This is a genomic window from Streptomyces sp. NPDC007025, assembly GCF_042869455.1.
GTDB lineage: Bacteria > Actinomycetota > Actinomycetes > Streptomycetales > Streptomycetaceae > Streptomyces.
In genome coordinates this window covers 73,692-100,075 of sequence record NZ_JBIAFT010000013.1, presented here as the reverse complement: position 1 = coordinate 100,075, position 26,384 = coordinate 73,692, and the positions used below count along the sequence as shown (strand labels likewise).

Here is a 26,384-nt window from a genome sequence, read left to right as displayed (position 1 = left end):
TCCCCGCAGCTCAAGAGGCGTGTCAACGGTTCACGCGGCGCAGGGGTTCCACGGACGGCCTGTGGGCTCGATCACGGGCGGCGGAGTGTAGCAGAGGGTCCACCGAACCTTGTGAAGACCCTCACGAAGTGACCCCCCGGGATGGGTGGATACTCGATTCCATGAGCACCACGGAGCGTCCCCGAATCCTCGTAGTGGGTGGCGGGTACGTCGGTCTGTACGCAGCGCGGCGCATCCTGAAGAAGATGCGCTACGGCGAGGCGACCGTCACGGTCGTCGACCCGCGGTCGTACATGACGTACCAGCCCTTCCTCCCCGAAGCCGCCGCCGGCAGCATCTCACCCCGCCACGTCGTGGTCCCCCTGCGACGCGTGCTCCCCAAGGCGGAGGTCCTCACCGGCCGGGTCACCTCGATCGACCAGGACCGCAAGGTCGCCAGTGTGTCGCCGCTGGTCGGCGACGCCTACGAGCTGCCGTTCGACTACCTGGTCATCGCGATGGGCGCCGTCTCGCGCACCTTCCCGGTGCCGGGGCTGGCCGAGAACGGCATCGGCATGAAGGGCGTGGAGGAGGCCATCGGTCTGCGCAACCACGTCCTGGAGCAGTTCGACAAGGCGGACTCCACCCAGGACGAGGACGCCCGCCGCAAGGCCCTCACCTTCGTCTTCATCGGCGGCGGGTTCGCCGGAGCCGAGACCATCGGCGAGGTCGAGGACATGGCCAGGGACGCCGCCAAGTACTACCCCAACGTCAAGCGCGAGGACATGCGGTTCGTCCTCGTCGACGCGGCCCCCGGGATCCTCCCCGAGGTCGGCCCGAAGCTGGGCGAGTGGGGCCTGGAGCACCTCAAGAAGCGCGGTGTCGAGGTCTACCTGAACACCTCGATGGAGTCCTGCGTGGACGGCCACGTGGTGCTCAAGAACGGCCTGGAGGTCGACTCCAGCACCATCGTGTGGACCGCGGGCGTCAAGCCCAACCCGGTGCTCTCCCGCTTCGGCCTGCCCCTGGGACCCAAGGGCCATGTCGACGTGGACGCGAGCATGCAGGTCAAGGGCGTGGACTACGCCTGGGCCGCGGGTGACAACGCGCAGGTCCCGGACCTGGCCGCCGGCAAGGAGGGCGCGTTCTGCCCGCCCAACGCACAGCACGCGCTGCGCCAGTCCAAGGTGCTCGGCGACAACGTCATCTCCGGCCTGCGCGGCTTCCCGCAGGGCAAGTACAAGCACGCCAACAAGGGCGCCGTCGCCGGCCTCGGCCTGCACAAGGGCGTCGCGATGATCGTCTTCGGCAAGACGCGGATCAAGCTGCGCGGCCGACTGGCCTGGTACTTCCACCGTGCCTACCACGGCATGGCGGTGCCCACCTGGAACCGCAAGATCCGGGTCTTCGCCGACTGGACGCTCGGCATGTTCCTCAAGCGCGAGGTCGTCTCGCTGGGTGCCATGGAGCACCCGCGGGGTGAGTTCTACGAGGCGGCGGCGCCGGTGACCGCGGCAGCCCTCGCCAAGGCGGAGGCCTCCGCGTCCGTCGACACCGGCAAGGCGTCCGCCGACGGCCGTGCCGACAGCCCGGTCGAGGACAGGAACGAGAAGGCGGCAGCCTCCTCCTGATCCGGGGAACCGGCCGGCCGCGCAGCGGGCCGGCCGGCACCGGCCGCGGACCCGATCCGCGACCTTCGTGCACGTCCGAGAGGGGCGTGAGCCATCCGTGGGGCTCACGCCCCTCTCGCCGTTTCCACAGCGGTCGAACCGCCGGTCCGTTGGGCACAGTGGGCATACACCCACCCTCGCGCGCGTTACATGTACGGGGAATCCACCCCTTCCTGACACGGAGGTGTGCTCTATGGCCGGTGCCGCTGAACGGATCGTCGCGCTCGCGGAGCAACTGCTCGGGGTCCCGCTCCCGGTCCGGGTGCGCGCGTGGGATCGCAGCGAGGCCGGCCCGCCCGGTGGGCCCGTTCTGGTCGTCCGCAGCCGCCGGGCGCTGCGCCGGGTGCTGTGGCGGCCGGGCGAGCTGGGACTGGCCCGGGCCTGGGTGGCAGGCGATCTCGATGTCGAGGGCGACCTCTACCAGGCGCTCGACCTGCTGGCCGGCCTCATCTGGGAGCGGGATGAGCAGGGCGCGCTCACCGCCGGAACCGGCGAGGCGCCCGCCTTCGGCACCGGCTGGGCGGGTGGCGCGCTGTCCCTGGCACGCGACCCGGCGGCCCGCCGCGCCGCCGCCGAACTGCTGCGGCTGGCCGGTCCCGGACTGCCGCCCCCGCCGCCCGCCGAGGAAGCCCGGCGCCGCACCGGCCTGCGCCACACCCTCGGCCGGGACCGCGACGCCATCAGCCACCACTACGACGTCGGCAACGACTTCTACGCGCTGGTGCTGGGGCCGAGCATGGTCTACTCCTGCGCCTACTGGCAGCCGGACGGCACCCTGGAAGAGGCCCAGCGCGACAAGATCGACCTGATCTGCCGCAAGCTCGCGCTGCGCCCGGGCGAGCGGCTGCTGGACGTCGGCGGCGGCTGGGGGTCGCTCGTCCTGCACGCCGCGCGCGAGTACGGCGTGCGTGCCGTCGCCGTCACCCTCTCCCGCGAACAGGCCGCCCACGGCCGCAAGCGGATCGCCGAGGAAGGGCTGACGGACCGGGTCGAGATCCGCGTCCAGGACTACCGCGAGATCGACGACGGCCCCTACGACGCCGTGTCGTCCGTCGGCATGGCCGAACACGTCGGCTCGGCCCGCTACCGCGAGTACGCCGACGATCTGCACGCCCTCCTGCGGCCGGGCGGACGGCTGCTCAACCACCAGATCGCCCGGCGCCCGCTCGCCGACGAAGAGGTCTACGCGGTGGACCCGTTCATCGACGCCTACGTCTTCCCCGACGGCGAGCTCGCTCCCGTCGGACGCACCGTGGGACTGCTGGAGCGGGCCGGCTTCGAAGTGCGGGACGTCGAGTCGCTGCGCGAGCACTACGCGCTGACGCTGCGCGCCTGGGTGCGGAACCTGGAGGCGGACTTCGCCCGTGCGACCCGGCTCACCACCCCCGGGCGGGCCCGGGTGTGGCGGCTCTACATGGCTGCTTCGGCCCTCGCCTTCGAGCGCAACCGCATCGGCGTCAACCAGGTGCTGGCCGTACGGACCCCGGAGTCCGGCGCCTCCGGTCTGCCGCTGCGCACCCGGCGTTGGACGGCCGACGCGGAGGCACGGGACTGACGGCTGTTCCGGGGGCGGCTCTGAAGGACTTCCCGGTACGGCGCTGACGCCGGGACCGGCGCGGGACCGCCGGTCCCGGCGGCGTCCGGGTCGCCCGCCGCCGGGACCGCCGCGGACCGCACATGCGTGCGCCCCCTCCGGATCGGAGGGGGCGCACGCATGTGCGGTCTCCCGGGCGGGCCGGGAAGCCGTTCCGGTCACTCCGTCTTGATGGCCTCCAGCATGTTGAGCCGGGCCGCGCGCCGGGCCGGCCACAGCGCGGCCAGGACGCCGACCAGCGCGGCCAGCGCGAGGAAGAGGCCCATCCGTCCCCAGGGCAGGACGAGCGAGTAGGTCTCCAGCGAACCGGAGATCAGCTCACCGGCCGCCCAGCCGAAGAACACGCCCAGTCCGATGCCGAGGACGCCGCCGAAGAGCGAGATGACGAGCGACTCCAGCCGCACCATCCGCTTGATCCCCCGCCGGTCGAGGCCGATGGCGCGCAGCATCCCGATCTCCTGGCCGCGTTCGAAGACCGACATGGCCAGGGTGTTGACCACGCCGAGGACGGCGACGATGACGGCCATCGCGAGCAGCCCGTACAGCATGTTCAGCAGGATGTTGATCATCTGCGCGATGCCCTCGGAGATGTCCTTCTTGTCCTGCACGAGGACCGCCGGGTTGTTGCCGAGCTGCTTCTCCAGCGACTCCTTGACCTCGGCCGTCGCGCCGTCCTTCGTCTTGGCGAGGACCTGCATGTCGGCGACCTTGGCCAGATGCGGGGTCACGGCCTTGTTGTCGACCATGATGCCCTTGATCATCTGGTTGCCGTGGTAGACGCCCGCGACGGAGAACCGGCCCTTCTCGCCGTCCTGGTAGGTCACCTCGAACCGGGACCCGGGCTTCCAGCCCCGCTGCTTCGCGGTGTCCTCGTCCACGACGGCCTGCTTGCCGCTGCTGACGCCGGACCAGCCGCCCGCGGTGAAGTCGATCGAGGTGAGCTGCGCGATGGTGGAGCCGTTGACGCCCGTCAGGTACTCGGTGTCGCCGTCGATCTTCGACCGCGCGTTGCGCAGCGGCGAGGTCGCGGTGACCTCGTCCGCGCGGGCCAGCTTCTTCTCCACCTCGGGGGAGAGCGGCGTGTAGTTGGCCATCGAGACCGTGTAGTCGGCCTTCAGCGAGCCGGACGCCATCTTCTCGATGGCCTGCTGCACCCCGCCGGCGATCACCGTCAGGCCCGTGATCAGCGTCAGCCCGACCATCAGCGCGGAGGCGGTGGCGGCCGTGCGCCGCGGGTTGCGCACCGCGTTCTGCCGCGCCAGCTTCCCGCTGACCTGGAAGAGCCGCAGCACCGGGGCCGCCGCCGCGATCAGCGGGCGGGACAGCAGCGGGGTGAGCACGAAGACGCCGATCAGCAGCAGTGCGGCACCGCCGCCCATCGGGGCCTTGCCGTCGTCCATCTCGGTCGCCGCCAGCACCAGGGCCGCTCCGGCGGCCGACAGCAGCGCTCCGATGGTGTTGCGGACGATCAGCGAGCGGGTCGTCGACGGGGCGTGGACACTGCCCATCGCCGCCACCGGCGGGATCTTGGCCGCGCGCCGCGCGGGCAGCCAGGCCGCCAGGACGGTGACGACGACACCGACGACCAGCGAGACGACGACCGTGGACGGCTCGACCACCAGCGGCCCGTCGGGCATGGTGCCCATCCTGCCCACCAGGGAGCGCAGCCCGGCGCCGATGCCGACTCCGGCCGCCATCCCGGCCAGCCCCGCGACCGTGCCCACGACCAGCGCCTCGATCAGCACCGAGCGGGTGACCTGGCGGCGGCTGGCACCCACCGCGCGCAGCAGCGCCAGCTCCTTGGTGCGCTGCGCGACCAGCATGGTGAAGGTGTTGGCGATGATGAAGATGCCGACGAACAGCGCGATCCCGGCGAAGGCCAGCAGGCTCGTCTTCATGCCCGACATGCCCTGCTCGATCTGCTTGGACTCCTCGTCGGCGAGCTTCTTGCCGGTGACGGCCTCGGTGCCGGACGGCAGGATGCCGGCGGCCTGCTTCTTGAGCTCCGTCTGCGAGACGCCCTGGTCGGCGCGCATCGAGATCTCGGTGTACTCACCGGGCTTGGCGAACAGCTTCTGCGCGGTGGTGTTGTCGAACAGCACCAGGGTGCCGCCCGCGGCGACGTTGCCGTCGTCGGTGGTGAAGATGCCGGTGACCTTCTCGGTGCGCACGGGGCCGTTCACCGACATCCGGACGGTGTCGCCGACCTGGTACCCGGTGCGCTCGGCGGTCTTGGCGTCCAGCGCGATCTGGCCGGGCGCGCGCGGTGCCGCGCCGTCCTTCATCGGGTAGCGCGGGTCGCTGCCCTTGCCGTCCCGGCCGCTGTAGTAGTTGGCGCCCTGGGTGGAGAAGCCGTCGCCGACGAGTTCGCCGTCCTTGTCGGAGAGCGCGGCGAAACCGGAGACCACGCCGGTGGCGGACTGGGCGCCGGGCAGGTCAGCGGCCTTGTCGAGGGTGCGCTGGTCGAGCGTGGAGAGCGAGTCCCGGCCCTCGGGCGCGTCGTTCCCGTCCTGGCGTATGGAGACGTCGACGTGCGCGTAGCCCTTCTCGGAGCTCTTGTGGAACGCGTCGGAAATGGTCGAGGTGAAGACCAGGGTGCCGGAGACGAAGGCCACGCCGAGCAGTACGGCGAGCATCGTCATCAGCAGCCGGGCCTTGTGCGCGAAGACGTTGCGCAAGGCGGTACGGAGCATGAGGAAGTCCTGGAGGGTCCTTCTGCGAGTGGGCTGGACGGGCGGTGGGAGCGCGGGACGGGAGCGCGGGGGCGGATTCGGCCCGGACCGTCACGTCCGGGCACGCGCCCGGCTCAGCTCGTCCGGGCCTTGGCGTCGAAGGACTTCATCCGCTCCAGCACGCCGTCGGCCGTCGGCTCGGCCATGTCGTCGACGATGCGGCCGTCGGCGAGGAAGACCACCCGGTCCGCGTAGGCGGCGGCCACCGGGTCGTGGGTGACCATCACGACGGTCTGGCCCAGTTCGCGCACAGAGTTGCGCAGGAAGCCGAGGACCTCGGCGCCCGCGCGGGAGTCGAGGTTCCCGGTCGGCTCGTCCCCGAAGATGATCTCCGGGCGGGAGGCGAGGGCGCGGGCGACGGCCACCCGCTGCTGCTGGCCGCCGGAGAGCTGGTTGGGCCGGTGCTTGAGCCGGTCGGTGAGCCCGACGGTCTGGATGACGCGGTCCAGCCACTCCTTGTCCGGCTTGCGGCCCGCGATGTCCATCGGCAGCGTGATGTTCTCCAGCCCGGTGAGCGTGGGCAGCAGATTGAACGCCTGGAAGATGAAGCCGATGCGGTCGCGCCGCAGCTGGGTCAGCTTCTTGTCCTTGAGCTTGGTCAGCTCGGTGTCGCCGATCCGGGCGCTGCCGCTGGAGATCGAGTCCAGTCCGGCCATGCAGTGCATGAGGGTGGACTTGCCGGAGCCCGAGGGGCCCATGATCGCGGTGAACTCGGCCTGCCGGAAGTCGACCGTTATCCGGTCGAGCGCGACGACCTGGGTCTCGCCCTGGCCGTAGACCTTGGACAGATCGGTGGCGCGCGCCGCGGCGACGCCGGAGTGCGCATGGTCGGCGGGGGCTCCGGGGTGCGGGCCACCCGCGGTGTGCTGCTGACGGGTACTGGTCGTCACGGCGCGGGGCTCCTGTCGGACGTCGAAGGTGAGCGACGGAACTTTCCGTCTGCCCCTATCGTTCCGTCCCAACCGCGCGCCGGGATCCGCCGCGGCTCTTGGTTCCGGGACAGCCTTCGGAGGTAGAACCCGGTCCGCCGGTCATCCTTGGGTATGACGGACGACCCTGAGACGGGTCCGGCGCGCGTGTCCGCAAACCCCCTTGTCATATGCCGCTGGTCGACATGGGACGTACACACCCGTGACCGACCGGCGACTTTCCGTCATTTCTGACGCCTCGGGCGCAGGGGGGAGACCGCTGCGAGGTGGCGCATGTGACACTGATGGCCCGTCAGTTGCCAATAAAATAAGACAACATCGCTCTGTCGATCCGCTGTTCAGGGGAAGACCCTGGATAGGCTCGTCCCACGCCCTGGGGAGGGGCGTCTGCGCCCGGGGGCGTACGACGCGGTCCAGGAGCCGGTGCCCGGATGGTGGAATGCAGACACGACGAGCTTAAACCTCGTTGGCCCTCGGCGGCCGTGCCGGTTCAAGTCCGGCTCCGGGCACCACCTGTTCCTGCCGCGCTGACCTGCGAAGACAGCTGATTCCGAGCGGGTCCCCGGACCGCTACGGGAACACCGGGATTGTTGTGCGCCGCATGCGGGCGTTCACCCGCGAACGAACAAGGCCGGCGAAACGGCCAGCTGCCCGGTGAAATGGCGGCTCGGCGGTGTCCGGTCGGGGCCGTGGCAGACCGAGCGGTTCGACGACGAGGACTCGGCGACGGTGTTCAAGGAGGCTGTCGACGAGGCCGGGCAGCAGTGGCCGCCCGGCTGGATCAAGGGCACGGGCCACATCGCCGCCGACGCGGCCCGGCCCGACGAGGACCGCTACCGTTTCCGTGATTTCGCGGCGAACAGCATCCAGAACCGCGCAGGTGTCGAGGAGCACTACCGCAAGGCGTGCATGCGCGATCTCGAGAAGTGGATCCTCCCGACGGTCGGCAACTGCGACGTGCGCAGCACAGAACACTCCCGCCGGGACACCGTCCGGGCATGGGTGCGGATGCTGGAGCAGACGAAGGTGATCCGGGGGCAGGCGTCCAAGAACGGACGCGAGCCCAAGTGGCGGCCCATGAGCCCGAAGACCATCCGCAACGTGCACGGCTTCTGTCCAGCATCCTGCAGGAGGCGGTGACGGCCGAGCCGCCGCTGCGTGGCCGCAACCCCTGCGCGCAGGCGAACCTGCCCCGCGCGGACGATGACGGGGGCGACGAGAGCGAGGACATCGAGTTCCTGACGCCGGCCGAGGTGGACGCGCTCATCTCGTGCATGGAGCGGCGCAGCGACCGGCTCCTGACGCTCGTCGGGTACGGGACCGGGATGCGCTGGGGGAGATCACCGCGCTCGCACCGATGTGTGTGCCGACGGTGGACACGTCTGCCCCGAAGGTGCGTGTGCGCGCGGCAGCCATTCCGGCCGCGTACTGCCCAGCCGTGGCGTCGTCCCCGACCAGCGGGGCGCCGTCTCCGACATGCGGATGACGGGGCCGAGGCTCTTCAGATCGCCGTACGGGGTGGCATCGTCGGCCACCGCGTAGCGCTCGAACTCCGTGGGCTCCAGATGGCCTGCCGCGTCGTCGAAGTCGCTGACCAGTCCCTGTCGTTGGAGAAGCATCGCGGACTGGCAGAGGGAGACGTTGACACGGTATGTACCGCCTTCGCGGGCGCGGCGCGCGAGGGCGAGCATCGCTCCGTAGCCGCCCAGGAAGCCCGTGAGGAAGTCGCAGAGGAAGACCGGCGTGAGCTGCGGGCGGCCCGCCCCCGTCGCGCGTCCCTGGATGTCGCAGACGCCGGTCACGGCCTGGGCCACTTGGTCCCAACCGGCGCGGCCCCCGAACGGGCCGCCCGAGCCGAAGCAGTTGACGCTGACGTACACCATTCCCGGCCGGATGGCCGCGAGGTCGGCCGGGCCGAAGCCGTGCGCCTCCAGTCGGTGCGGACGGTATCCCTCGATGAACACATCTGCTTCGGAGGCGAGTTCGCGCAGGTGAGCAGCCTGGTCGGGGCGGGTGAAGTCCAGGTAGGTGCTGCGCTTGCCGTGGCTGGTGTCGCGGACGAACGGCGATACCTGGGGGAGGTGCGGCGCGGTGACCATGAGGACGTCCGCCCCGTGCTCGGCCATGCTGAGGGCGGCGGTGGGCCCTGCGAGGATGCGGGTGAGATCGAGTACGCGAAGGCCGGCGAGCGGTTCGGAGCCGACGGGCAGGGGCTCCGGGGCGCTGTCACCGATCTTGGTGATCTCCACGACCGGGCGCCCGGCGAGATAGGCGCCCTGCGGGTGGTCCAGCCACTCCTCCGCGGTACGGACGACTCCGCCGCACGCGTCGGCGGCGGCGATCGCTTCTTCGAGGTCGTCCGCCTTCCGCTTGCGGACCGCGGCCTCCACCGAGGCGGGCGTGGCCTCGCAACCCAGCACGTCCAGCACGCGCTGTTCGAGGTGTGGAAGGTTGAAGTGTGGGACGAACCAGCGGTCGTCGGCGGTCCGCCAGGGCTGGGTGAGCGATGCCATATGCTCGATGTCGGGCGATACCGGGATGGGCTGATATGTGCCCTCCGCGTCGCGGACGAGAGTCATGTCCTCGCCGCCCAGGGCCGTGGCAGCCGCGGCCCGTACGTCGACCTCGAGTCGCTGCCGGCGGCCGGTCCGAATCTCCCACAGGTCGTTCGCGGCGACCGCACGGGCCGCGAGGGCGTCGGCGAGGGTCCGGCCGACGCGGAACGGTGAGGCGAACAGGGGGTCGGACCCCGTCGTGGTCACCTCGCCGGGCGCCGGCCGCTCGCCGCCCCGGAGCGCCATAAGTTCGTCGAAGGCGCGCGGGCCTTCATTTGTGGTGTCCATGACATTCTCCTTGGCGTGGTCCCTGCCTCGTCCGCTGCGCGGTACCCCGTGGTGGTGTGCGGCAGGGGCCTGGTTGCTTGAGTCGTTGGTTCCGCGCGGCCAGGGTCAGCGCGCGCGGACGTCGACGACGATGCGGCCCGTTCCCTGACCGGCGAGCATGTCCGCGGCGGCGTCCTGAACGGCCGCGAGGGGGATGGTCCGGGTCACACTGTCGAGCAGGGTCGGGTCGAGATGGTGTGCGAGGAACTGCCAGGCTGCGTCGCGACGCTCGCGTGGGGTGCGCACGGAGTCGATGCCGATCAGCCCGATGCCGCGCAGGATGAACGGCAGCACGTTCCCCGGGAATGCGGCGCTCGCGGCGAGTCCGCAGGTGGTGGCGGTGCCGGCATGCTGCAGTCCGGCGAGCGCGCCTGCCAGGACGGGGCCGCCGACCGCGTCGACCACGCCCGCCCAACGCTGCTTTGCGAGCGGCCTCCCCTTGGGGTCGAGTTCCGCGCGGTCGACGACCTGGGCCGCGCCGAGCGCGATGAGCCCGTCGTGCAGGATCTCCGGACGGCCGGTCGCGGCGATCACTTCGTAGCCGGCGTGGGCCAGCAGCGCGACGGCGATCGAGCCGACGCCGCCACCCGCCCCGGTGACCAGGACCGGTCCGTGCTCGGGGGCCAGCCCTTGCTGTTCGAGGGCGAGGAGGCTGAGCGCGCCGGTGAATCCGGCGGTGCCGACGGCCGCCGCCTGGGCCGGCGTGAAGGGGACGGGCACCGGCACGAGGTCCCCGCCGTCGACGGCCGCGAGTTCGGCGAGGCCGCCGTGCCGGTCCTCACCGAGCCCGGCGCCGTTCAGCGTGACCAGGTCACCCTGGCGCCAGCGGTGGTGCCTGCTGGTGAGGACCTCTCCGGTGACGTCGATGCCCGGCACCAGGGGATGGCGGCGGACCACGCCGGGACGGCCCTGGAGCGCGAGGGCGTCTTTGTAGTTGACGCTCGAATAGTGCACACGCAGGGTGGTGTCGCGGTCCTCCAGCATTCCGCTGTCGAGTTCTTCGAGCGTGGCGCGGTGCCCGTCCGGGAGTTCGCGGGTGATCCAGCCGGTGAATCCAGTGGATGCAGTCATGCGGCGGCTCTTTTTCTCGCGGGTGCGGCGGGTGGCGGTCGGCCCCGGCCTCGTACGAGAAGACCGGCCCGATGCAGGGCAGCCCCAGCGCAGAGCCTCTCGCAGCCTGCGCAGAGGGCCCAGCAGTCGTCAGGAGCCGGTGCCGCGCTGACCGCCAGTTGCACTCCCGACGCTAATGACAGTCCGGGCCGGGGGGAAATGCCTGCCACGACGCATCCATGCGGGGTGGGCATGGAGGCTGGTGACCGGCCGGGCACGTCACTCGGACGCACTCCGCAGGGCGGCGTCAAGGAATCGCCGGATCAGTGTCCGCTGGGCGTCGGGCAGGTGGACGAGATGCACCGGGCTCGGGGGCGCGTTGGTGAGAGGGATGAAGCGCAGGGCCGGATGCTGTGTACGGCGTTCCGCGACCTCGGGGACGATGCCGATGCCCCGACCGGCGGCCACCGTCTCCAGCCATTCGTCGTAGTTCGCCGTCTCGATGACCTGGGCCGGGCGTCGGCCGTCGGGCCACGCCCCGGGGCCGGTGGTCCCGCTGACGGTGTTGACGACCAGGGCCCAGTGCGGGACGTCGGACCATTCCAGATGGGTGAAATGGGTCAGGGCGCTGTCGCGTGAGCAGACGGCGACCCGCGGCTCGTCGTACAAGTGCACTGTCCGCATCCCCGCGGGCACCTTGGCGTCCCCTCGGACGAGACCGATGTCGACGGTGCGCTGCCGCAGCGCCTGGACCGGGTCGTCGGTGCGGCTCAGGCTGACCGAGGCGCCGGTGTCCTCCTCGAAGCGGCTGAACGTCCGCTGCGCCCAGGGGTCGGGCAGCAACCAACTGAAGCCGAGCCGGAGGACGCCGCTGTGCTGGACCACGGCCAGGGCGTCGTCCAGGGCGGCGAGGACCCTCTCGGCGTGGTCCAGGAAACGCGCACCGGTCTGGGTCAGCTCGACATGCCGGGAGGACCGGTCCAGGAGCAGGACGCTCAGCCTGTTCTCCAGTTGCGCGATCGTACGGCTGAGCGCCGGCTGCGTGATCAGGAGTTCTTCGGCGGCTCGTGAGAAGGAGCGGTAGCGGGCGACGGAGCTGAAGGCCCGCAGATGGCGCAGTTCGATGTCCATGCCCGTGGCGGCCCTCACCGCCGTCCATGCGCGTCATACATATCGGCAGCCTAACGGGCATTTCCCAGGCGTGTACGGGCTGCCTAGCGTCGAAGGCGACCCTGAACAGCACCAGGAAGGTGACCACAGCCGTGCACGCGTCAACCGCGTCCCCACCGCGTACGACATCTGCGTGGACGATCGCCGTCCACGCAGGGGCGGCGCTCGCCGCGGGCATGGGGGTCGGCAGGTTCGTCTACACCCCCATCCTGCCGCTGATGCGCGAGCGGGCCGAGCTCTCCTCGGCGTTCGGGGCGAACCTGGCCACGTGCCAACTTCACCGGCCACCTCCTCGGCGCCCTCGTCGGGATCGCCGCCCCCGCCCTCGTACGGTCGGCGGCGGCGCTGCGCGGATCGCTCCTCGTGCTGGTCGGCACGCCGGCGCTGATGCCGGCCACGCACGACGGCGTCCTGTGGTTCGCGCTGCGGCTCGTGGCGGGCGCGGCCGGCGCGCTGACCTTCGTGATCGCCAGGCCCTGCTGCTGGGAAGCGTCATGGTCGCCCTGGCCGGGGCCACTGCGGCGGCCATCTGCGTCCGCTTCCCGTACCACCTCGCCCCGGCGGCCCCGACCGCCTGACCTCACACCTCAAGGAGCGCCCATGAGCACACTGCTGACCGGGCTCGGCATCGACCGTCCGATCCTCGCCGCGCCGATGGCCGGCGGGCCGAGCACGCCCGCCCTGGTCGCCGCCGTCGCCCGCGCAGGCGGACTGGGCTTCCTGGCCGCAGGGTACAAAAGCGGGCAGGCGCTGGCCGGGCAGATCCACGCCGTCGAAGCCGAGGGAGTCCCGTTCGGCGTCAATCTCTTCGTTCCCAACCCCGTGCCCATCTCCCCCGAGGAGTACGGCCGGTACGCCCGTGAGCTGCGGGAAGAGGCCGACCGCTACGGGGTGACCCTGCCCGACGCCGCACCGACGGACGACGACGACCGCTGGTGGGAGAAGATCGAACTGCTCAAGGTCCACCCCGTCCCCTGGGTCTCCTTCACCTTCGGCATCCCCGACAGGGACGTCATCACGAGCCTGCGCCGAGTCGGAACCACGGTCCTGCAGGGCGTCACCACGGCAGACGAGGCCCGGCGGGCCGCAGATGCCGGGGCCGACGCACTGATCGTGCAGGCGCTGGCCGCCGGGGGCCACTCGTTCACGCTCACCCCCGATCGGCCACTCGCCGCCACCGCCCTGTCCGACCTGGTCGCCGAGGTACGCCGCGCCACCGCCCTGCCCACCGTCGCCACCGGCGGGATCGGCACCCCCACCGACGTGGCCGACGCCCTGCGGGCCGGTGCGGACGCCGCCATGGTCGGCACCGCGCTGCTGCGCACCGACGAGAGCGGGGCCTGCGCACCCCACAAGGCGGCACTGGCGGACCCCGCCTTCGACTCCACCGTCCTCACCCGCGCCTTCACGGGACGGCCAGCCCGTGCCCTGCGCAACCACTTCACCGACCAGTACTCCGATCGCGCCCCCGCCGGCTACCCCGGCCTCCACCACCTCACCAGCGGGCTCCGCCAGGCCGCCACCGCGGCCGGCGACACACGGCTGATCCACCTGTGGGCCGGAACCGGCTACCGAGAGGCCAGGACCGAACCCGCATCGCGCACCATCGACCGGCTGACCAGCCGCCTCTGAACAAGAACGGCCCGTACGGCCCACCCGGCCTGTCCGCCTCGCCGGGTGCGTCCTACAGGCCTGCCCCACCACCGTTCCTGCTTCGAAGGGCTCCCCGTGCTGATCCGACGAAACGTCCACGTCCGCGGCCTCGTCCAGGGCGTGTACTACCGCGACACCTGCTGCCAACTGGCCCGCGAAGCGGGCGTGAACGGATGGGTCCGCAACCTTCACAACGGCGACGTGGAAGCCGTCTTCGAAGGCTCACCGGACGGCGTGCAGCGCTTGGTGGGCTGGGCTGCCGAGGGACCGGGCGCCGCCGAGGTGACCGAGTGCGCCGTGACCACCGGGCACCCCGAAGGCGATCGCGATTTCCGCGTCCTGGACACCGCCCCAACCGCTGAGCGCGCATCGCTCGCTCAGCGGACCGGCGCCGTAAGGACGTATGGCTCCGTTCCAGCTCCTCGTCCTCGGCACGGCGGATCAGCCGATGACGTTCCGCCCAGGGGGCGAGCCGGTCCATGACCGACGCGAGGAAACCGGCGCCGCGCAGGCCGGTCGACACGGTCCGGGTGCCGGATGGCTCCCTGCATCGCGGCGTTGGCGTACAGGAGGACGGAGGAGCCCATGGCCGTCAGCTCGTCGCGCGACAGCCGAACCTGGACCGGCTCTGTACGGTGAGCGGCTCTGTCTCACATTCGGTGGTGACTGAGGGGCGTTGATGCTCCGCGGCGCGTGGAGGTCGTCGGCGTAGGCCTCGCGCCGGTCGGCGGTCCCTTTCCAGACGCCGGAGTCCAGACCTTGGCGACCGGCAGGAGAGGGGTGGTGCGCAACAGGTCCTGGGCTTCGCCGGGTACGACGACGGCGGGAACACCTCGGCGGACTGCGCCGCTCCGTCCGCGTCCGGGGAGCAGGCTCCGGCGGCCCGGGGGAACAGCGGGGTCGGTGGGAAGGTGCAGGGTCGACGCCGAGGCCTTCACCGGCTCAGGAGGCCTCCTGCCGCCGGCGGAAGTAGTTCTCGCGTACCGAACGTGTGTGTACCGGCAGGGCTGAGGTGTAGGCCCGGCATCCGGCGTCCGTGAGGTGGAGCATCATGAGGCGGCCGCGACCGGCGGCTTCGCGGTCGACCAGGTCGCGTCTGTCCATCCTGGCGATCTGATGTGACAGGCGTGTCGCAGTCCAGCCCATGAGGACGCCCAGGTCCTTCTGGGTGAGCTGATGTTCCTCGGCTTCATGAAGGCGGGCGAGGATCTGGAAGTCTGCCCCCGACAAGCCGGTGGCAGCGTACACGTCGCGCTCGACGGCAGAGATCACCTCCCCGCTGAAGCGCAGGAATGACCTCCAGGCTTCCTTCTCGTGCGCGGACAGCGCCGGCTGCGTCGTATCCCCTGCATCTGCGCCCTGCAACGACCCCATGGTTTCCCCTTTCGCTCTCGTGCCGTACGGTAAACGTCCACGATGAATTGATACATCAAATTGATACGACAACTTTGACTCCGGGAGTGAAGATGAACCAACCGGTAGCGATCCTCGGGACCGGCGACTCCGGCTCGGCCATGGCCAGGCGACTGCTCCAAACGGGCTTCCCGGTCCGCGTCTGGAACCGGACCACGTCACGGGCCCGACCGCTCGCCGACGACGGGGCTCTGATCTGCGCGACCGCAGCCGAGGCGGTGCGCTCCACCCGAGTCGTCCTGGTGACCGTCTTCGACACTCAGGCGGTACTCGACGTCCTGCGGCACATCGCTCCGGCCCTCGAGCCGGACACCGTCGTCGTGCAGAGCGCGACCGTGGGGGGCGAGATCACCGAAGTGATCGAAACGGCCTCTCGTCTCGACGTGCCGATTCTCGACGCCCCGTTCCTCGGCAACCCGGGGCCGGCCGCACGCGGGGAACTCACGCTGATGGTGGCCGGTACGCGACCGCACAAGGTCGCGGCGACACCCGTACTGGAATCCCTCGCGTCCCACGTCGTGGATGTCGACGACCGACCCGGTAGGGCCAGCCTGCTGAAGCTGGTGTGCAACGCCTGGCTCTTCGGGATGAACGCGATGGCTGCGCAGTCGGCGGTGCTGGCCGAGGCCTTCGGACTGGACCCGTCGCTGTTCATCCGCGCTGTCACCGGCACCCACGCGGACAGTGCCTACCTGCACTACCGCTCCGCTCAGCTGACCGGACGGAGCGAGGAGACTCTGAGTCCCGTCCGCGCCGCCGTCAAGGACCTGAGGCACCTCCGGGCCGCCTCGGCGTCCGCCGGAGCGCCCGACGCGTTGCTCAGCACGATCCAGGAAATCTACGAGCGGGCCGGAGCCGCAGGGCTCAGCGACCGGGACCTGGCATCGATCCGGGCCGTTCTCGCCCCGGTCGGTGAAACCCAACGGGTTCACGTAGATCCCTCGCCATCCGGCGACTGACACCCGCCCTGCACCGCCAGTGACCCGCCGAAGCGCGCGGAACCGCCGGACGTCCCACAGCTCTGCGCATTGCCTGCTTCGCCTTTCACTGCTCCCTCGTCCGCGAGCGCGGACACGACCGCCCACGCCGCCGGACTGCGGTGGCGGCAGTGCGGCGTGAACGCTTCCTGGTGGTCGTACTGGCGGCGCTGCTCGGCGCCCTCGTCTGGGGTGTTACCGGGTGAGAACGAGCACCTGACTGCCTCCATCGCCCGTAGGGCTCTGCACGTCCAGGGCTCCCGCCCCGGCCGGAGCGACACCGGCCGTGTTCCCCCGGGCGCCGGTCGGGGCGGGGGTCCGGCTCTCGCTCTGCCGAAAAGGGCGGCGGCCGCTGGCGGGCTGTGTTCCCGCGCGTGCTCCCACGGGAGCACGGAGGCGTTGAGATCCGGGGAGATGCGGGAGGATCCGGGGAGACGCGCGCCGATCGCGTAAGGTCAGAGCATCGCCGCAGGTCAGAGGGGGTTCCGGAAGCGGTTCAAGTCCGGCTCCGGGCACCACCTGCTCAACTGTCGTGACCTGCGGTGACCCACCGGGGACGGTGCGCGCCGAGCGGGTGGGGACGGTGCGTTCATACGGGGTGGCGTCCGGCCACCCGAACTCACCGTCCGCGCACCCCGGCCGCACCGGAACCGTGGGCGCCGTCAGCGGGTCTCCAGTTGGAGGCGGAGCTGTTTCTCCTGGTCGCCGGCGACCTCCAGCACCTCCACCACGCCGAACGCCTCCAGCAGTACCCGGTGCAGCCGCTCCACCGCCTGCGGGGCGCCCTGGAGTTCCGCCGTCACCTGCGCGCCGAGCGTCACCGCGTCCGGCCGTCCGCTGTCGCGTGTGACATCGAAGCGCGACAGCCACACGTTGGCCTTGCGGCCCTCGGGCTGCAGCTCCGCCCAGTCCGAGGGGTACAGCCCGCTCAGCACCCGGAAGACCGCCTCGGCGTCCTCGCAGGCGCAGCCGCTCAGCTCCAGGGACACCTCCATCTCCCCTTCGGACATCTCCGCCGTCATCGTGCGGGCCTCCCTCGCTGGTGTTCGCGCACTTTCGCTCCAGGCCCAATATCGGCCCGCGGGCCGCTGTGCGGTGTGACCGTGCCCCGACCGGCGATTCGCGGCGCCGGTGTGGCGCGCACGCCGCGGCGCCGCGGCGGGGCGCAATGGAAGGTCCGCAGCACGCACCCGGATGTATCCAGGAGGTACTCATGGCCGTCGGCCGCACGCTCGCACCGGTCACCGTCAGTCTGCCCGTCGCCGACCGGATGGCGGCCTACACCTTCTACCGCGACGGGCTGGGCCTGGCGGCGGTGGGGAAGCTCGCCGAGGACGGGGTACCCGAGCCGCTGCGGTTCGTCGTCAACGACGGGCTGCGGCTGATGCTGATCCCCGCGGACGGCTTCGACTGGATCACCGGCGACCACGCCGTCGCCGGACCCGGGCACAGCGAGTGCGTCCTCGCGGTTCCCGTCGGCGCGGAACACGAGGTGGACGAGACGCTCGCCCGCGCCTTCCGCGCCGGGGCCCGGACGGTCAGCGAGCCGGCCCACCGGCCCTGGGGGTACGCGGGCGCCTTCGCCGACCCGGACGGCCACCTCTGGCTGATCCAGGCGGAGCAGGACGAAGGAGGCGAGCGGGCCCGCTGAGGCGTGCGGAACCCGCCGGGGACGCGGGCGGAGGCGGGGCCGCTGCCCGGATACCGGAATCCGCCGGGGAGCTGCCGCGCATCCCTTCTAGGCTGCGGGGATGACTCCCAGCACGTACGCGGGCCCGGTTCCCGCCCCCGCCCCCGCGCCTCCGCTCGCCGCCCGCGCCGCCTCGGTCGGCTCCTCGCCGGTACGGGAGATCCTGGCGCTGATCGAGCGGCCCGACGTCATCTCCTTCGCCGGGGGGCTCCCGGCGCCCGAGCTGTTCGCCGCGGAGGAGATACGGGCCGCCTACGACCGGGTGCTCGCCGACGAACCGCGCCGGGTGCTGCAGTACTCGACCACCGAGGGCGACCCGGCGCTGCGTGCCGCGGTGGCGGGGCGGCTGGCGGCGCGGGGCCTGCCGACGGTGCCGGACGAACTGGTGGTGACGACCGGCTCCCAGCAGGCCCTCACGTTGCTGGCGACCGCGCTGCTGGAGCCGGGCGACACCGTCCTGGTGGAGGATCCGACCTATCTGGCGGCCTTGCAGTGCTTCGGGTTCGCCGGTGCGCGCGTGGTGCCCGTCCGCTCCGACGACGCGGGCCTCGACCCGGTGGCGCTGGCGGAGGCCGTGGAGCGCGAGCGGCCCAAGCTGCTCTACCTGATCCCCACCTTCCAGAATCCCACCGGCCGCACTCTGCCGCTGGAGCGCCGCCGCGCCGTGGCCGAGATCGCCGCGCGGTACGGGATGTGGATCGTGGAGGACGATCCGTACGGCGAACTGCGGTTCGAGGGCGAGTCCGAGCCGTGGGTCGCCGCGCTGCCGCGGGCGGCGGACCGCACGGTCCTGCTCGGCAGCTTCTCCAAGGTGCTGGCGCCCGGACTGCGGCTGGGCTGGCTGCGCGCGCCCGCCGCGCTGCGCCGCGCCTGCGTCGTCGTCAAGCAGTCGCTCGATCTGCACTGCTCGACCGTCGACCAGGCGGCGGCCGCCCGCTATCTGGCGGACAACGACCTGGACGCGCACCTGGCCCGGGTCCGGGACGCCTACCGGGTGCGCCGCGACGCGCTGCTGGACGGACTGGCCGCCGCGCTGCCGCCCGGCAGCACCTGGAACCGCCCGCAGGGCGGGATGTTCGTCTGGGCGCGGCTTCCGGAGGGCAGGGACGCCACAGAACTGCTGCACGACGCGGTCGCCCGGGATGTGGCGTACGTCCCCGGGGCGCCGTTCTTCGCGGGCCCCGCCGACCCGGCGTCGCTGCGCCTGTCGTTCACCACGCACTCCGCGGAGGAGATCCGCGAGGGGCTGCGGCGGCTGGGCGGGGCGCTGCGGGCCGGGGCGCGGTAGCAGGGCGGGACGTCGGAACTCGGCCGGTCTCGCGAGCGCCTTGCCCCGGCGGAGGGCGGGCGGTTGAATGGGCGACCGTGCCGCGTGTCGCTGCTGCCGTGTACGGCAGCGCCATGGAGGCACCCTGACGTGAGGAGTGCATCGTGGGTACACACACCGCCGGGCTCGTCTGACACGTGAGAGCTGACGGCACGCGCACAGCGCGGTTGCCGTCCCGCGCCGCCGGCTGACCGGGCGAGCGCCTCTCCGTTCCCTTCCGCACCGTCCTTCTTCCACCGGGCCCTTCCCTGCCCGGGTGCACCGGCGGCCGGGCTGCCCACAGCCGCCGGTGCACCCGCGTGCGCGGCGCGCCCGTGCGCGCGCATCTGCGCCGTACGCGTGCTCCCGGGGGCCCATCTCCCGAGGAGTTGCTTTCTTGACCCCTTCACCCAACCCGTCCACGCCGCCCCGCGTCGCGGACTTCAACCGCGCGGTCGTCGAGGAGTTCCGCGCCAACGCCGGGCAGGTCGGCGGGCCCTTCGCCGGGGGCGATCTGCTGCTGCTGACCACCACCGGCGCCCGTACCGGTACGGAGCAGACCTCGCCGCTCGGGTTCGTCCGCGACGAGGACGGTGCGCTGCTCGTCGTCGCCTCCGCGGGCGGTGCGCATCGGCACCCCGCCTGGTACCGCAATCTCCTCGCGCACCCCATGGTCCGTGTGGAGGTGGGGACCGAGACGTTCGGGGCGGTGGCGGTGCCCGCCGAGGGGTCCGAACGCGAACGGCTGTTCGCCTACGTGTCCGGTCAGCAGCCCGGATACGCCGACTACCAGGCGCGGACGGACCGGCGGCTACCGGTGGTGCGGCTGGAGCACTCGTACCCGGACGCGCCGTTCACCGGCCTCGTCGACAAGCTGCTGGAGGTGCACACCTGGCTGCGCGCCCAACTGCGCCGGATTGCGGCCGAGGCGGAGGCGTACTTCGCGGCACGCGCACCGGGTGCGGACGGCGCCGGGGCGCTCCCGCTCGGGCTCCAGCTCCGGCAGCACTGCCTGGCCTTCTGCGAGTCCCTGCACGTCCATCACACCTCCGAGGACCAGGGTGCCTTCCCGGTTCTGGAGGAGAAGTACCCGCGGCTGGCCCCGGCCCTCGCCCGCCTGCGCGCCGAGCACCGGACGGTCGAGCGGATCCGGGGAGAGCTGGAGTCGCTGCTGGCGGCGCTGCCCTCGGCCGACCCGGACCGCTTCCGGAACGAACTGGCCCGGATGACGGAGGAGCTGGAGGCACACCTCGACTACGAGGAGGAGGTGCTGATCCCGCCGCTGTCCGAGTTGCCGGCGCCCTGATCCGGGGGCCGCAGCCGCCTTCCGACCCGGCCGAGGGCGCGGGCGACGACGTCGAGCTCGTCCGGGTCCAGCACGTCGATCAAGGCGGCCCGCACGGCGGCCACATGACCGGGGGCCGCGGCGCGCAGCACGTCGCGGCCCTCCGGGGTGAGGGCGGCCAGGACGCCGCGGACGTCGGTGGGGCAGGAGTGCCGTTCGACCAGGCCGCGCTTCTCCAGTTGGCCCACCTGGTAGGTGAGGCCGCTCTTGGAGGTGAACAGTCCTTCTGCCAGGTCGGTCATCCGCACCTCGCCGTCGGGTGCCGCGGCGAGGCGGACGAGGATCTCGTAGTGCGGATGGGAGAGCCCCGCGTCCTCCTTGAGCTGCTGCTCCAGATGGCGGGAGACGCGGCTGGTGGCTTCCAGGAAGCCCTGCCAGGCCGCCATTTCCCGCTCATCGAGCCACCTGGTTCCGGCCATGGTGTCCATTCTACTCGGTTGTTCAAATTCGAACCTCCTTGTTACGGTCGGCGGTCAGTCATTCAAATCTGAACAACTCGTCGGTCCCGTCCCGGCCGGCCACCCCCAGGAGGCTCCGCTCATGCCGTCCCCCCACGCACCCGAGACCACCGAAAGTCCGTCCCCCGACCACCGGACCCCCGAGGCGCCCCGCGCCTCCACGGGCGCCGGGACCGCCGGGGCCGCTCCCGCCGAACAGTCCGGGCACGACGCCGGGCTGCTCGTGCTGCGCCTCGTGGTCGGCCTCACGATGGCGGCGCACGGCAGCCAGAAGCTGTTCGGCTGGTTCGAGGGCGGCGGACTCGACGGCACCGCACAGTTCTTCGCGTCCTCCGGCTACCCCGCCGCCCGGACCATGGCGCTGGTGGCCGGGCTCACCGAGGTGCTCGGCGGACTCGGGCTCGTGCTGGGGCTGCTGACCCCCCTCGCGGGCGCCGCCGTGTTCGGCACCCTGCTCAACGCGCTCGCCGTGAAGTGGGGCGGCGGCTTCTTCGCGCCCCAGGGGGTGGAGTACGAACTGCTGCTCACCGCGAGTGCCGCGGCGCTCGCCCTGACCGGCCCCGGCCGGCTGGCGGCCGACCGGGTGCTGCCGCTGCCCCGCCCGCACCGGCTCGTCCACGGCGCGGCGGCACTGGCGCTGGGCGCCGTCCTGGCCGCTGCGGTGCTCCTGTCGCGCTCCTGACCCGCCGGGTGTGCGCCAGCGGCGTGCCGCACCCCCGCGCGCACCCGCCCGGGTGAGGTCGGGGATCCGTAAGGGAAGTGGAACATTCGACAGCTTTCCTTCGTTCTTGACTCTGCACTAGCGTGCTGTTTTTGCTAACGCATTACGCTGGACGGCAAGGCCGCGCAGTGTGGCCATGGAGGAGTGAGATGAGGAGTAGTAACCCGGTCTTCTCGCGACGGGGGTTCAGCCGCAACAACGGCTATGCCGGTTTCGACGCTCAGCAGCAGCCGCCGCAGGCCGGGAACCCGTACGCGACGAACCCCTACGCCGGAAACCCGTACGGCCAGCAGACCCAGGCCCCCGGCCAGCCGTACGCGCCCCCGGCCGCACCGCCGTCCGCCGGACGGATGACGATCGACGACGTCGTCGCCCGGACGGGAATGACCCTCGGGCTCGTCATCGCGATGGCAGCCGTGGCCTGGATCACCGGGCTGTCGCTGCCGCTCGCCATCGGCGCCGGGCTCATCGCCATGGTGCTGTCGTTCGTGCAGGTGTTCAAGCGCAAGGCGTCGCCCGCGCTGATCCTGGCGTACGCCGCCTTCGAGGGGCTCTTCCTCGGTGCGCTGAGCAACTTCGTCAACCAGTTCGTGGACGGCGCCGCCATGCAGGCGGTGCTCGGCACACTGGCGGTCTTCACCGCCGTCCTGGTGCTCTACAAGACCCGCGTCATCCGGGTCACCCAGCGGTTCTACCGGTTCGTGATGGCCGCCGCGATCGGCTTCGTGCTGCTCATGGCCGTCAACATGCTCTTCGCCGTCTTCGGCGGCGGTGACGGGCTCGGCTTCCGCAGCGGCGGCCTGGGCATCCTCTTCGGCGTGGTCGGCGTCGTGCTCGGCGCGCTCTTCCTCGCACTGGACTTCAAGCAGGTCGAGGACGGCATCGCCTACGGCGCGCCCAAGGAGGAGGCGTGGCTCGCCGCCTTCGGGCTGACGCTGACCCTGGTGTGGATCTACCTGGAGTTCCTGCGCCTGATCGCCATCCTGCAAGGCGACTGAGCGGCATCGGCGGCAGCCGGAGCCGCACGCGCGGCAGACCCGGAGAGGGCCCGGAGGTGAACCACCTCCGGGCCCTCGGCGTGTCCGCGGTCGTCCGCGGGTTCGCGTCCTCGGTGTCCTAGGGTCTTCGCTTCGTCTGTCCAGGCCGGGGAACGAGGCCCTGCCTAGCGGTGGCGCGCGGCGCGCCGCAGGTCGTGTTCGTGGATGATCGCTTTGGCGTGCCCGTAGGCGAGGTTGTGCTCACCGCGGAGCCAGCTCACCTTCTCCTCGAAACGGAGCAGGGCAGGGCCCTCGTCGACCGCGTGGAGCCATTCGGAGACTTCACGACCGGTGCACTGGGGAATGCGGGACAGCATGTTCCGGTGGGTCTCTTCGGAGAAGACTTGGGACATCGGCGCCTCCGGACGCTTCTGCAGTGAGTCCTTGCCGACACGTTGCCTGAGCGCGCGGGCGTTGGCAACAGTGCGGAGCGCCCGGGGCGGCGCAGTGGCGCATATGCTGGGGGCGTGCCCCGGCTCGACACCCGCCCCCTGACCGACGCCGTCGAACGCTTCGCCGACCGGCTGCGCAGCCTGCCGCAGAGCGCCCTGGAGCGGGGTGCCGCCGCGGACGGGCTCGCGCTCGCGAGGGAGTTGGCCCTGCTGGCCCAGCGCCTCGAATTCCCCGAGGGCGGGATGTCGCGGGTGCTGCCGGACGCCGGTGTCTTCGCCGTCGGCGATCAACTCGCCGTCGCGGGACACGACGTGGTCGCGGCCCTGGAGACGGCGCCCGCCCACCTCGCGGAACCCGCGCTGCGGGACGCCCTCCAACTGCTGGAGGGCTCACCGCTGTCCCCGCGGAGCGGCACCGCGCGGGGTGTCAAAGGGGTGTGATGACGCGGTCCGCCAGCAGGTAGGCGGTGCTGCCGTCGGGGAAGGCGAAGGTGAGCGCGTAGGAGCCGGCGATGCCGGAGCCGCCCATCAGCACCGGGGCCTGACCGCGGCGTACGCCGTCGGCCAGCGCCTCGCTGGTGGCGCGGTGGCCCGGCGCCAGGCACACCGTCGTACCGTCCTCGAAGACGTAGACGTCCAGCGTGCCCAGTGGGCCCGGACGCACATCGGCCAGCGGGGTGCGCGCCTCGGCGAGTTCGGCCAGCCGCTCGACGGTGCGCTCGTGGTACGTGACGGTGGGGGTCGCGGGCGCCGGTGCGGGACCGGGCACGATCGGCTCGCCGTCGAGGGTGTAGTCCGGCTGGGACGGGTGGCGGCGGCGGGCCGCGGCCAGGCCCGGGTGCTCGGCCTCGCCGGCGTCGCCGTCGCGGAAGCAGATCCCCTCGGCGGCGCCGCGGTACTCCTCAGCGCCGCGCTCCTCGTCCGCGCGGGCGTAGGGGGCCACGTCCAGTTCGAGGTCCAGGTCTGCGAGGTTCAGATCCGCCTCGTCTGTGTAGTCCGAGAAATCCGAGAAGTCCGTGTCGGCCGGGTGGTCCGCGTCGCCTGCCTCCTCGGGGCCCGGCTGGCGGGGGATGAACAGGCCGCCGGTGTCGCCCTCCAGCAGCGCGTCGAGTTTCTCGGCGAGGCCGTCCGCCTCCACCTCGTACGCGTATTCCGTGCCGTGCCCGGCCAGCAGCGAGCCCGCGCCGGAGTCCGCGCCGCGCGCCTCCTGGGCGGCCCAGAAGGCGCGGGCCTCGGCGAGTTCCCGCTCGCGCTCGTCGGCCAGCGCGGCGGCGACGGCGGTACGGATCTCCTGCGAGAACCCCTCGGTCCTCGGCGAGAACGTGTCGGAGGCGGCTTCGCGGGCCCGCGGGAGCGCGGCGTCCGCCGCGGCCGGTGCTGCCTCCAGCTGGGCGCGCAGCGCGGTCAACTGGCCGCGCAGGCCGCGCGCCGTGTGCAGTGCCGCACCGCCCAGCGCGGTGGCCGTGGTCGCCGCACACAGCAGGATGAGGGATATGGCGCTCACAGACTTGACTCCCGGTTCCGGTTCGGTCCCCTGATGCGGTTCCCCCCGGTCGTTGCCCCTTGAATTCCTACTACAGCGCTGTATTCCTACAACAGCGTCGACCCGAAGGTTGTTCAAGGTTCTTCGACCGTAGTGCAAATCCCGTCGAACTGGACAGGGGGAGTCCGGAGCCGGCTTGGCGCGCACTGCCATGACCTGCGGGAACACCGCGCCCCCAGGGCATATGTCACATCCTGGGGGCGCTTCGGTCTCGCCGCCGTATACCCGGTGCCCGGCGGCCTCCGCGCGCCGGTTCGCCGGGCCCGGGGCGGTCGCCGGGCGGTGCGCCGGGGCCGCCCCCGGGACGCGCCGCCGCGGTCCCGGCGCCGGGCCCGGCGCATCCGGCTCAGGCGAGCCGCTCCAGCACCATGGCCATGCCCTGGCCGCCGCCCACGCACATGGTCTCCAGGCCGAACTGCTTGTCGTGCCACTGGAGCGAGTTGAGCAGCGTGGTGGTGATGCGGGCTCCGGTCATGCCGAACGGGTGGCCCACGGCGATGGCGCCGCCGTTGACGTTGAGCTTGTCCAGGTCGATGCCGAGGTCCTGGTAGGAGGGGATCACCTGGGCCGCGAACGCCTCGTTGATCTCCACCAGGTCGATGTCGCCGACCGACATGCCGGCGCGGGCCAGCGCCTGCTTGCTGGCCTCGACGGGGCCGTAGCCCATGATCTCGGGCGAGAGGCCGGACACTCCCGTGGAGACGATCCGGGCCAGCGGCGTCAGGCCCAGCTCGCGCGCCTTGGTGTCGGACATCACGACGAGTGCGGCGGCACCGTCGTTGAGCGGGCAGCAGTTGCCCGCGGTGATCAGGCCGTCGGGGCGGAAGACGGGCTTGAGTCCCTCGACGCCCTCCAGCGTGACGCCCGCGCGCGGCCCGTCGTCCTTGCTGACGACCGTGCCGTCCGGGGTGGTGACGGGAGTGATCTCGCGCTCCCAGAAGCCGTCCGCGAGGGCCTTCTCGGCGAGGTTCTGCGAGCGTACGCCGAACTCGTCCATCTCACGCCGGGTGATGCCCTTGTGGCGGGCCAGGTTCTCCGCGGTCTGGCCCATGGCCATGTAGACGTCCGGGACGCCGGCCTCCGCGCGCGGGTCGGTCCAGCCCTCCCCGCCCTGCTCGGCGCGGGCCGCGGTGCGGGCCTCGGCCTCGGCGAAGAGCGGGTTGTGGGTGTCGGGCATCCCGTCCGAGGAGCCCTTGACCGAGCGGGAGACCGCCTCGACGCCCGCCGAGATGAACACGTCGCCCTCGCCCGCCTTGATCGCGTGCAGCGCCATCCGCGTCGTCTGCAGGGACGAGGAGCAGTAGCGCGTGATGGTGCAGCCCGGCAGGTGGTCCATGCCCAGCTGCACGGCGACGACGCGCCCGAGGTTGTGGCCCTGCTCACCTCCGGGCAGCCCGCAGCCCAGCATCAGGTCGTCGATGTCCGTCGGGTCCAGTTCCGGGACCTTGGCCAGTGCCGTCCTGACGATCTCGGCGGTCAGGTCGTCCGGGCGGACGTCCTTGAGGGAGCCCTTGAAGGCGCGGCCGATGGGGGAGCGGGCGGCGGAGACGATCACTGCTTCGGGCATCAGGGGCTCCAGAGAGGGTCGGCGAGTGGCTACGCAGCGGAAGCTACCCGCCCGTAGGGTGCGGGTCACGGTCCCGGGGATGTGATGCGGGCCTCTTCTAAGCGTTCGCTTTTTCCGCCTCGCGGTCAAGGCGTCGCAGCCGGTCCCGTGCTCCTCGCGGCCGCCGCGGTGCCGCCGCAGTGCCCCGTGGCGTCCCGGCGTGCCCGCGGTCCGGCCGGCCCCGGTCCCCGTCGGCCTGCCCGGTCCCCCCGCTCCGGCTCCGGCGGTCCCGGTCCG

The 26,384-nt window shown here is 71.8% G+C and carries 23 protein-coding genes and 1 tRNA gene; 13 read left to right on the top strand and 11 right to left on the bottom strand.

Going from position 1 to position 26,384, the window contains the following annotated elements; translation table 11 throughout:
• Positions 1–161 precede the first annotated feature (161 nt).
• On the top strand, positions 162–1,610 hold the full coding sequence (locus ACFYMO_RS24780) for an NAD(P)/FAD-dependent oxidoreductase (protein WP_366774544.1): 1,449 nt from the start codon (positions 162–164) through the stop codon (positions 1,608–1,610).
• A gap of 232 nt (positions 1,611–1,842) precedes the next feature.
• On the top strand, positions 1,843–3,204 hold the full coding sequence (locus tag ACFYMO_RS24775) for a cyclopropane-fatty-acyl-phospholipid synthase family protein (protein WP_366774543.1): 1,362 nt from the start codon (positions 1,843–1,845) through the stop codon (positions 3,202–3,204).
• A gap of 197 nt (positions 3,205–3,401) precedes the next feature.
• Here the strand turns inward: ACFYMO_RS24775 and ACFYMO_RS24770 are convergent, their stop codons facing one another.
• Positions 3,402–5,936 (bottom strand): ABC transporter permease, encoded by a 2,535-nt coding sequence (locus ACFYMO_RS24770; protein ID WP_388548982.1) that lies wholly within the window; start codon positions 5,934–5,936, stop codon positions 3,402–3,404.
• Positions 5,937–6,049: 113 nt separating this feature from the next.
• Positions 6,050–6,865 carry an ABC transporter ATP-binding protein gene (locus tag ACFYMO_RS24765; protein ID WP_388548979.1) on the bottom strand — a complete coding sequence of 272 codons (816 nt, stop codon included), beginning with the start codon at positions 6,863–6,865 and terminating at the stop codon, positions 6,050–6,052.
• 464 nt (positions 6,866–7,329) lie between these two features.
• Here ACFYMO_RS24765 and ACFYMO_RS24760 point away from each other — a divergent pair.
• Both ACFYMO_RS24760 and ACFYMO_RS24755 read left to right on the top strand, forming a co-directional pair.
• Positions 7,330–7,416 (top strand) — tRNA-Leu (locus tag ACFYMO_RS24760).
• Positions 7,417–7,558: 142 nt separating this feature from the next.
• A complete protein-coding gene (locus ACFYMO_RS24755) occupies positions 7,559–8,044 on the top strand; it encodes a hypothetical protein (protein ID WP_366773749.1) in 486 nt (161 codons plus the stop codon).
• A 200-nt stretch (positions 8,045–8,244) separates the two neighbouring features.
• Here the strand turns inward: ACFYMO_RS24755 and ACFYMO_RS24750 are convergent, their stop codons facing one another.
• From ACFYMO_RS24750 to ACFYMO_RS24740, 3 genes are all read right to left on the bottom strand, one after another.
• Positions 8,245–9,747 (bottom strand): CoA transferase, encoded by a 1,503-nt coding sequence (locus tag ACFYMO_RS24750; protein WP_366773751.1) that lies wholly within the window; start codon positions 9,745–9,747, stop codon positions 8,245–8,247.
• 105 nt (positions 9,748–9,852) lie between these two features.
• Positions 9,853–10,857 carry an MDR family oxidoreductase gene (locus tag ACFYMO_RS24745; RefSeq protein WP_366773752.1) on the bottom strand — a complete coding sequence of 335 codons (1,005 nt, stop codon included), beginning with the start codon at positions 10,855–10,857 and terminating at the stop codon, positions 9,853–9,855.
• A gap of 258 nt (positions 10,858–11,115) precedes the next feature.
• Positions 11,116–11,985 (bottom strand): LysR family transcriptional regulator, encoded by an 870-nt coding sequence (locus ACFYMO_RS24740; protein ID WP_388548975.1) that lies wholly within the window; start codon positions 11,983–11,985, stop codon positions 11,116–11,118.
• A gap of 408 nt (positions 11,986–12,393) precedes the next feature.
• Between ACFYMO_RS24740 and ACFYMO_RS24735 the strand changes: the two genes are divergently transcribed.
• A complete protein-coding gene (locus tag ACFYMO_RS24735) occupies positions 12,394–13,638 on the top strand; it encodes a nitronate monooxygenase (protein WP_388548972.1) in 1,245 nt (414 codons plus the stop codon).
• Between the two features lie 45 nt (positions 13,639–13,683).
• The gene (locus tag ACFYMO_RS24730; RefSeq protein WP_388548969.1) at positions 13,684–14,142 is read left to right on the top strand and encodes an acylphosphatase; all 459 of its coding nucleotides are present in this window, start codon (positions 13,684–13,686) and stop codon (positions 14,140–14,142) included.
• Positions 14,143–14,601: 459 nt separating this feature from the next.
• Here the strand turns inward: ACFYMO_RS24730 and ACFYMO_RS24725 are convergent, their stop codons facing one another.
• Complete coding sequence (locus ACFYMO_RS24725; RefSeq protein WP_388548966.1) at positions 14,602–15,033, bottom strand: MarR family winged helix-turn-helix transcriptional regulator; 432 nt, start codon at positions 15,031–15,033, stop codon at positions 14,602–14,604.
• A gap of 92 nt (positions 15,034–15,125) precedes the next feature.
• Between ACFYMO_RS24725 and ACFYMO_RS24720 the strand changes: the two genes are divergently transcribed.
• A complete protein-coding gene (locus tag ACFYMO_RS24720; RefSeq protein WP_366773756.1) occupies positions 15,126–16,031 on the top strand; it encodes an NAD(P)-dependent oxidoreductase in 906 nt (301 codons plus the stop codon).
• 680 nt (positions 16,032–16,711) lie between these two features.
• Here the strand turns inward: ACFYMO_RS24720 and ACFYMO_RS24715 are convergent.
• Positions 16,712–17,071, bottom strand: a complete 360-nt coding sequence (locus ACFYMO_RS24715; protein WP_366773757.1) for a hypothetical protein — start codon at positions 17,069–17,071, stop codon at positions 16,712–16,714.
• 191 nt (positions 17,072–17,262) lie between these two features.
• On the opposite strand from ACFYMO_RS24715, the gene ACFYMO_RS24710 reads away from it, so the two are divergent.
• The 3 genes from ACFYMO_RS24710 (at position 17,263) to ACFYMO_RS24700 (ending at position 20,351) form a co-directional block, all read left to right on the top strand.
• On the top strand, positions 17,263–17,700 hold the full coding sequence (locus ACFYMO_RS24710) for a VOC family protein (RefSeq protein ID WP_366773758.1): 438 nt from the start codon (positions 17,263–17,265) through the stop codon (positions 17,698–17,700).
• A gap of 100 nt (positions 17,701–17,800) precedes the next feature.
• Positions 17,801–19,027: a PLP-dependent aminotransferase family protein gene (locus tag ACFYMO_RS24705; RefSeq protein ID WP_388548962.1), complete on the top strand. Its 1,227-nt coding sequence runs from the start codon at positions 17,801–17,803 to the stop codon at positions 19,025–19,027.
• A 415-nt stretch (positions 19,028–19,442) separates the two neighbouring features.
• A complete protein-coding gene (locus ACFYMO_RS24700) occupies positions 19,443–20,351 on the top strand; it encodes a nitroreductase/quinone reductase family protein (RefSeq protein ID WP_366773760.1) in 909 nt (302 codons plus the stop codon).
• On the opposite strand, the gene ACFYMO_RS24695 is transcribed toward ACFYMO_RS24700, so the two are convergent.
• On the bottom strand, positions 20,300–20,809 hold the full coding sequence (locus ACFYMO_RS24695) for a MarR family winged helix-turn-helix transcriptional regulator (RefSeq protein WP_366773761.1): 510 nt from the start codon (positions 20,807–20,809) through the stop codon (positions 20,300–20,302). The two genes, ACFYMO_RS24700 and ACFYMO_RS24695, sit on opposite strands and share 52 nt — an antisense overlap.
• Before the next feature lie 121 nt (positions 20,810–20,930).
• Here ACFYMO_RS24695 and ACFYMO_RS24690 point away from each other — a divergent pair, with 121 nt between their 5' ends.
• Both ACFYMO_RS24690 and ACFYMO_RS24685 read left to right on the top strand, forming a co-directional pair.
• On the top strand, positions 20,931–21,530 hold the full coding sequence (locus ACFYMO_RS24690) for a DoxX family protein (RefSeq protein ID WP_366773762.1): 600 nt from the start codon (positions 20,931–20,933) through the stop codon (positions 21,528–21,530).
• Between the two features lie 188 nt (positions 21,531–21,718).
• Positions 21,719–22,567 (top strand): Bax inhibitor-1/YccA family protein, encoded by an 849-nt coding sequence (locus ACFYMO_RS24685; RefSeq protein WP_360686350.1) that lies wholly within the window; start codon positions 21,719–21,721, stop codon positions 22,565–22,567.
• 164 nt (positions 22,568–22,731) lie between these two features.
• On the opposite strand, the gene ACFYMO_RS24680 is transcribed toward ACFYMO_RS24685, so the two are convergent.
• Positions 22,732–22,959, bottom strand: a complete 228-nt coding sequence (locus tag ACFYMO_RS24680; RefSeq protein ID WP_019356940.1) for a DUF4287 domain-containing protein — start codon at positions 22,957–22,959, stop codon at positions 22,732–22,734.
• 114 nt (positions 22,960–23,073) lie between these two features.
• On the opposite strand from ACFYMO_RS24680, the gene ACFYMO_RS24675 reads away from it, so the two are divergent.
• Positions 23,074–23,439: a hypothetical protein gene (locus tag ACFYMO_RS24675; protein ID WP_366773763.1), complete on the top strand. Its 366-nt coding sequence runs from the start codon at positions 23,074–23,076 to the stop codon at positions 23,437–23,439.
• Here the strand turns inward: ACFYMO_RS24675 and ACFYMO_RS24670 are convergent.
• Together ACFYMO_RS24670 and ACFYMO_RS24665 are read right to left on the bottom strand one after the other, a co-directional pair.
• Complete coding sequence (locus tag ACFYMO_RS24670) at positions 23,426–24,502, bottom strand: hypothetical protein (protein WP_388548956.1); 1,077 nt, start codon at positions 24,500–24,502, stop codon at positions 23,426–23,428. The genes ACFYMO_RS24675 and ACFYMO_RS24670 overlap by 14 nt on opposite strands.
• Before the next feature lie 385 nt (positions 24,503–24,887).
• Positions 24,888–26,108: an acetyl-CoA C-acetyltransferase gene (locus ACFYMO_RS24665; RefSeq protein WP_366773765.1), complete on the bottom strand. Its 1,221-nt coding sequence runs from the start codon at positions 26,106–26,108 to the stop codon at positions 24,888–24,890.
• Positions 26,109–26,384: the final 276 nt, after the last annotated feature.

Coding starts and splice junctions, on each gene's coding strand:
- ACFYMO_RS24780 (WP_366774544.1), top strand. CDS start 162: ATGAGCACCACGGAGCGTCCCCGAATCCTCGTAGTGGGTGGCGGGTAC.
- ACFYMO_RS24775 (WP_366774543.1), top strand. CDS start 1,843: ATGGCCGGTGCCGCTGAACGGATCGTCGCGCTCGCGGAGCAACTGCTC.
- ACFYMO_RS24770 (WP_388548982.1), bottom strand. CDS start 5,936: ATGCTCCGTACCGCCTTGCGCAACGTCTTCGCGCACAAGGCCCGGCTG.
- ACFYMO_RS24750 (WP_366773751.1), bottom strand. CDS start 9,747: ATGGACACCACAAATGAAGGCCCGCGCGCCTTCGACGAACTTATGGCG.
- ACFYMO_RS24745 (WP_366773752.1), bottom strand. CDS start 10,857: ATGACTGCATCCACTGGATTCACCGGCTGGATCACCCGCGAACTCCCG.
- ACFYMO_RS24735 (WP_388548972.1), top strand. CDS start 12,394: ATGCCGGCCACGCACGACGGCGTCCTGTGGTTCGCGCTGCGGCTCGTG.
- ACFYMO_RS24725 (WP_388548966.1), bottom strand. CDS start 15,033: ATGGGGTCGTTGCAGGGCGCAGATGCAGGGGATACGACGCAGCCGGCG.
- ACFYMO_RS24720 (WP_366773756.1), top strand. CDS start 15,126: ATGAACCAACCGGTAGCGATCCTCGGGACCGGCGACTCCGGCTCGGCC.
- ACFYMO_RS24715 (WP_366773757.1), bottom strand. CDS start 17,071: ATGACGGCGGAGATGTCCGAAGGGGAGATGGAGGTGTCCCTGGAGCTG.
- ACFYMO_RS24710 (WP_366773758.1), top strand. CDS start 17,263: ATGGCCGTCGGCCGCACGCTCGCACCGGTCACCGTCAGTCTGCCCGTC.
- ACFYMO_RS24705 (WP_388548962.1), top strand. CDS start 17,801: ATGACTCCCAGCACGTACGCGGGCCCGGTTCCCGCCCCCGCCCCCGCG.
- ACFYMO_RS24695 (WP_366773761.1), bottom strand. CDS start 20,809: ATGGCCGGAACCAGGTGGCTCGATGAGCGGGAAATGGCGGCCTGGCAG.
- ACFYMO_RS24690 (WP_366773762.1), top strand. CDS start 20,931: ATGCCGTCCCCCCACGCACCCGAGACCACCGAAAGTCCGTCCCCCGAC.
- ACFYMO_RS24685 (WP_360686350.1), top strand. CDS start 21,719: ATGAGGAGTAGTAACCCGGTCTTCTCGCGACGGGGGTTCAGCCGCAAC.
- ACFYMO_RS24680 (WP_019356940.1), bottom strand. CDS start 22,959: ATGTCCCAAGTCTTCTCCGAAGAGACCCACCGGAACATGCTGTCCCGC.
- ACFYMO_RS24665 (WP_366773765.1), bottom strand. CDS start 26,108: ATGCCCGAAGCAGTGATCGTCTCCGCCGCCCGCTCCCCCATCGGCCGC.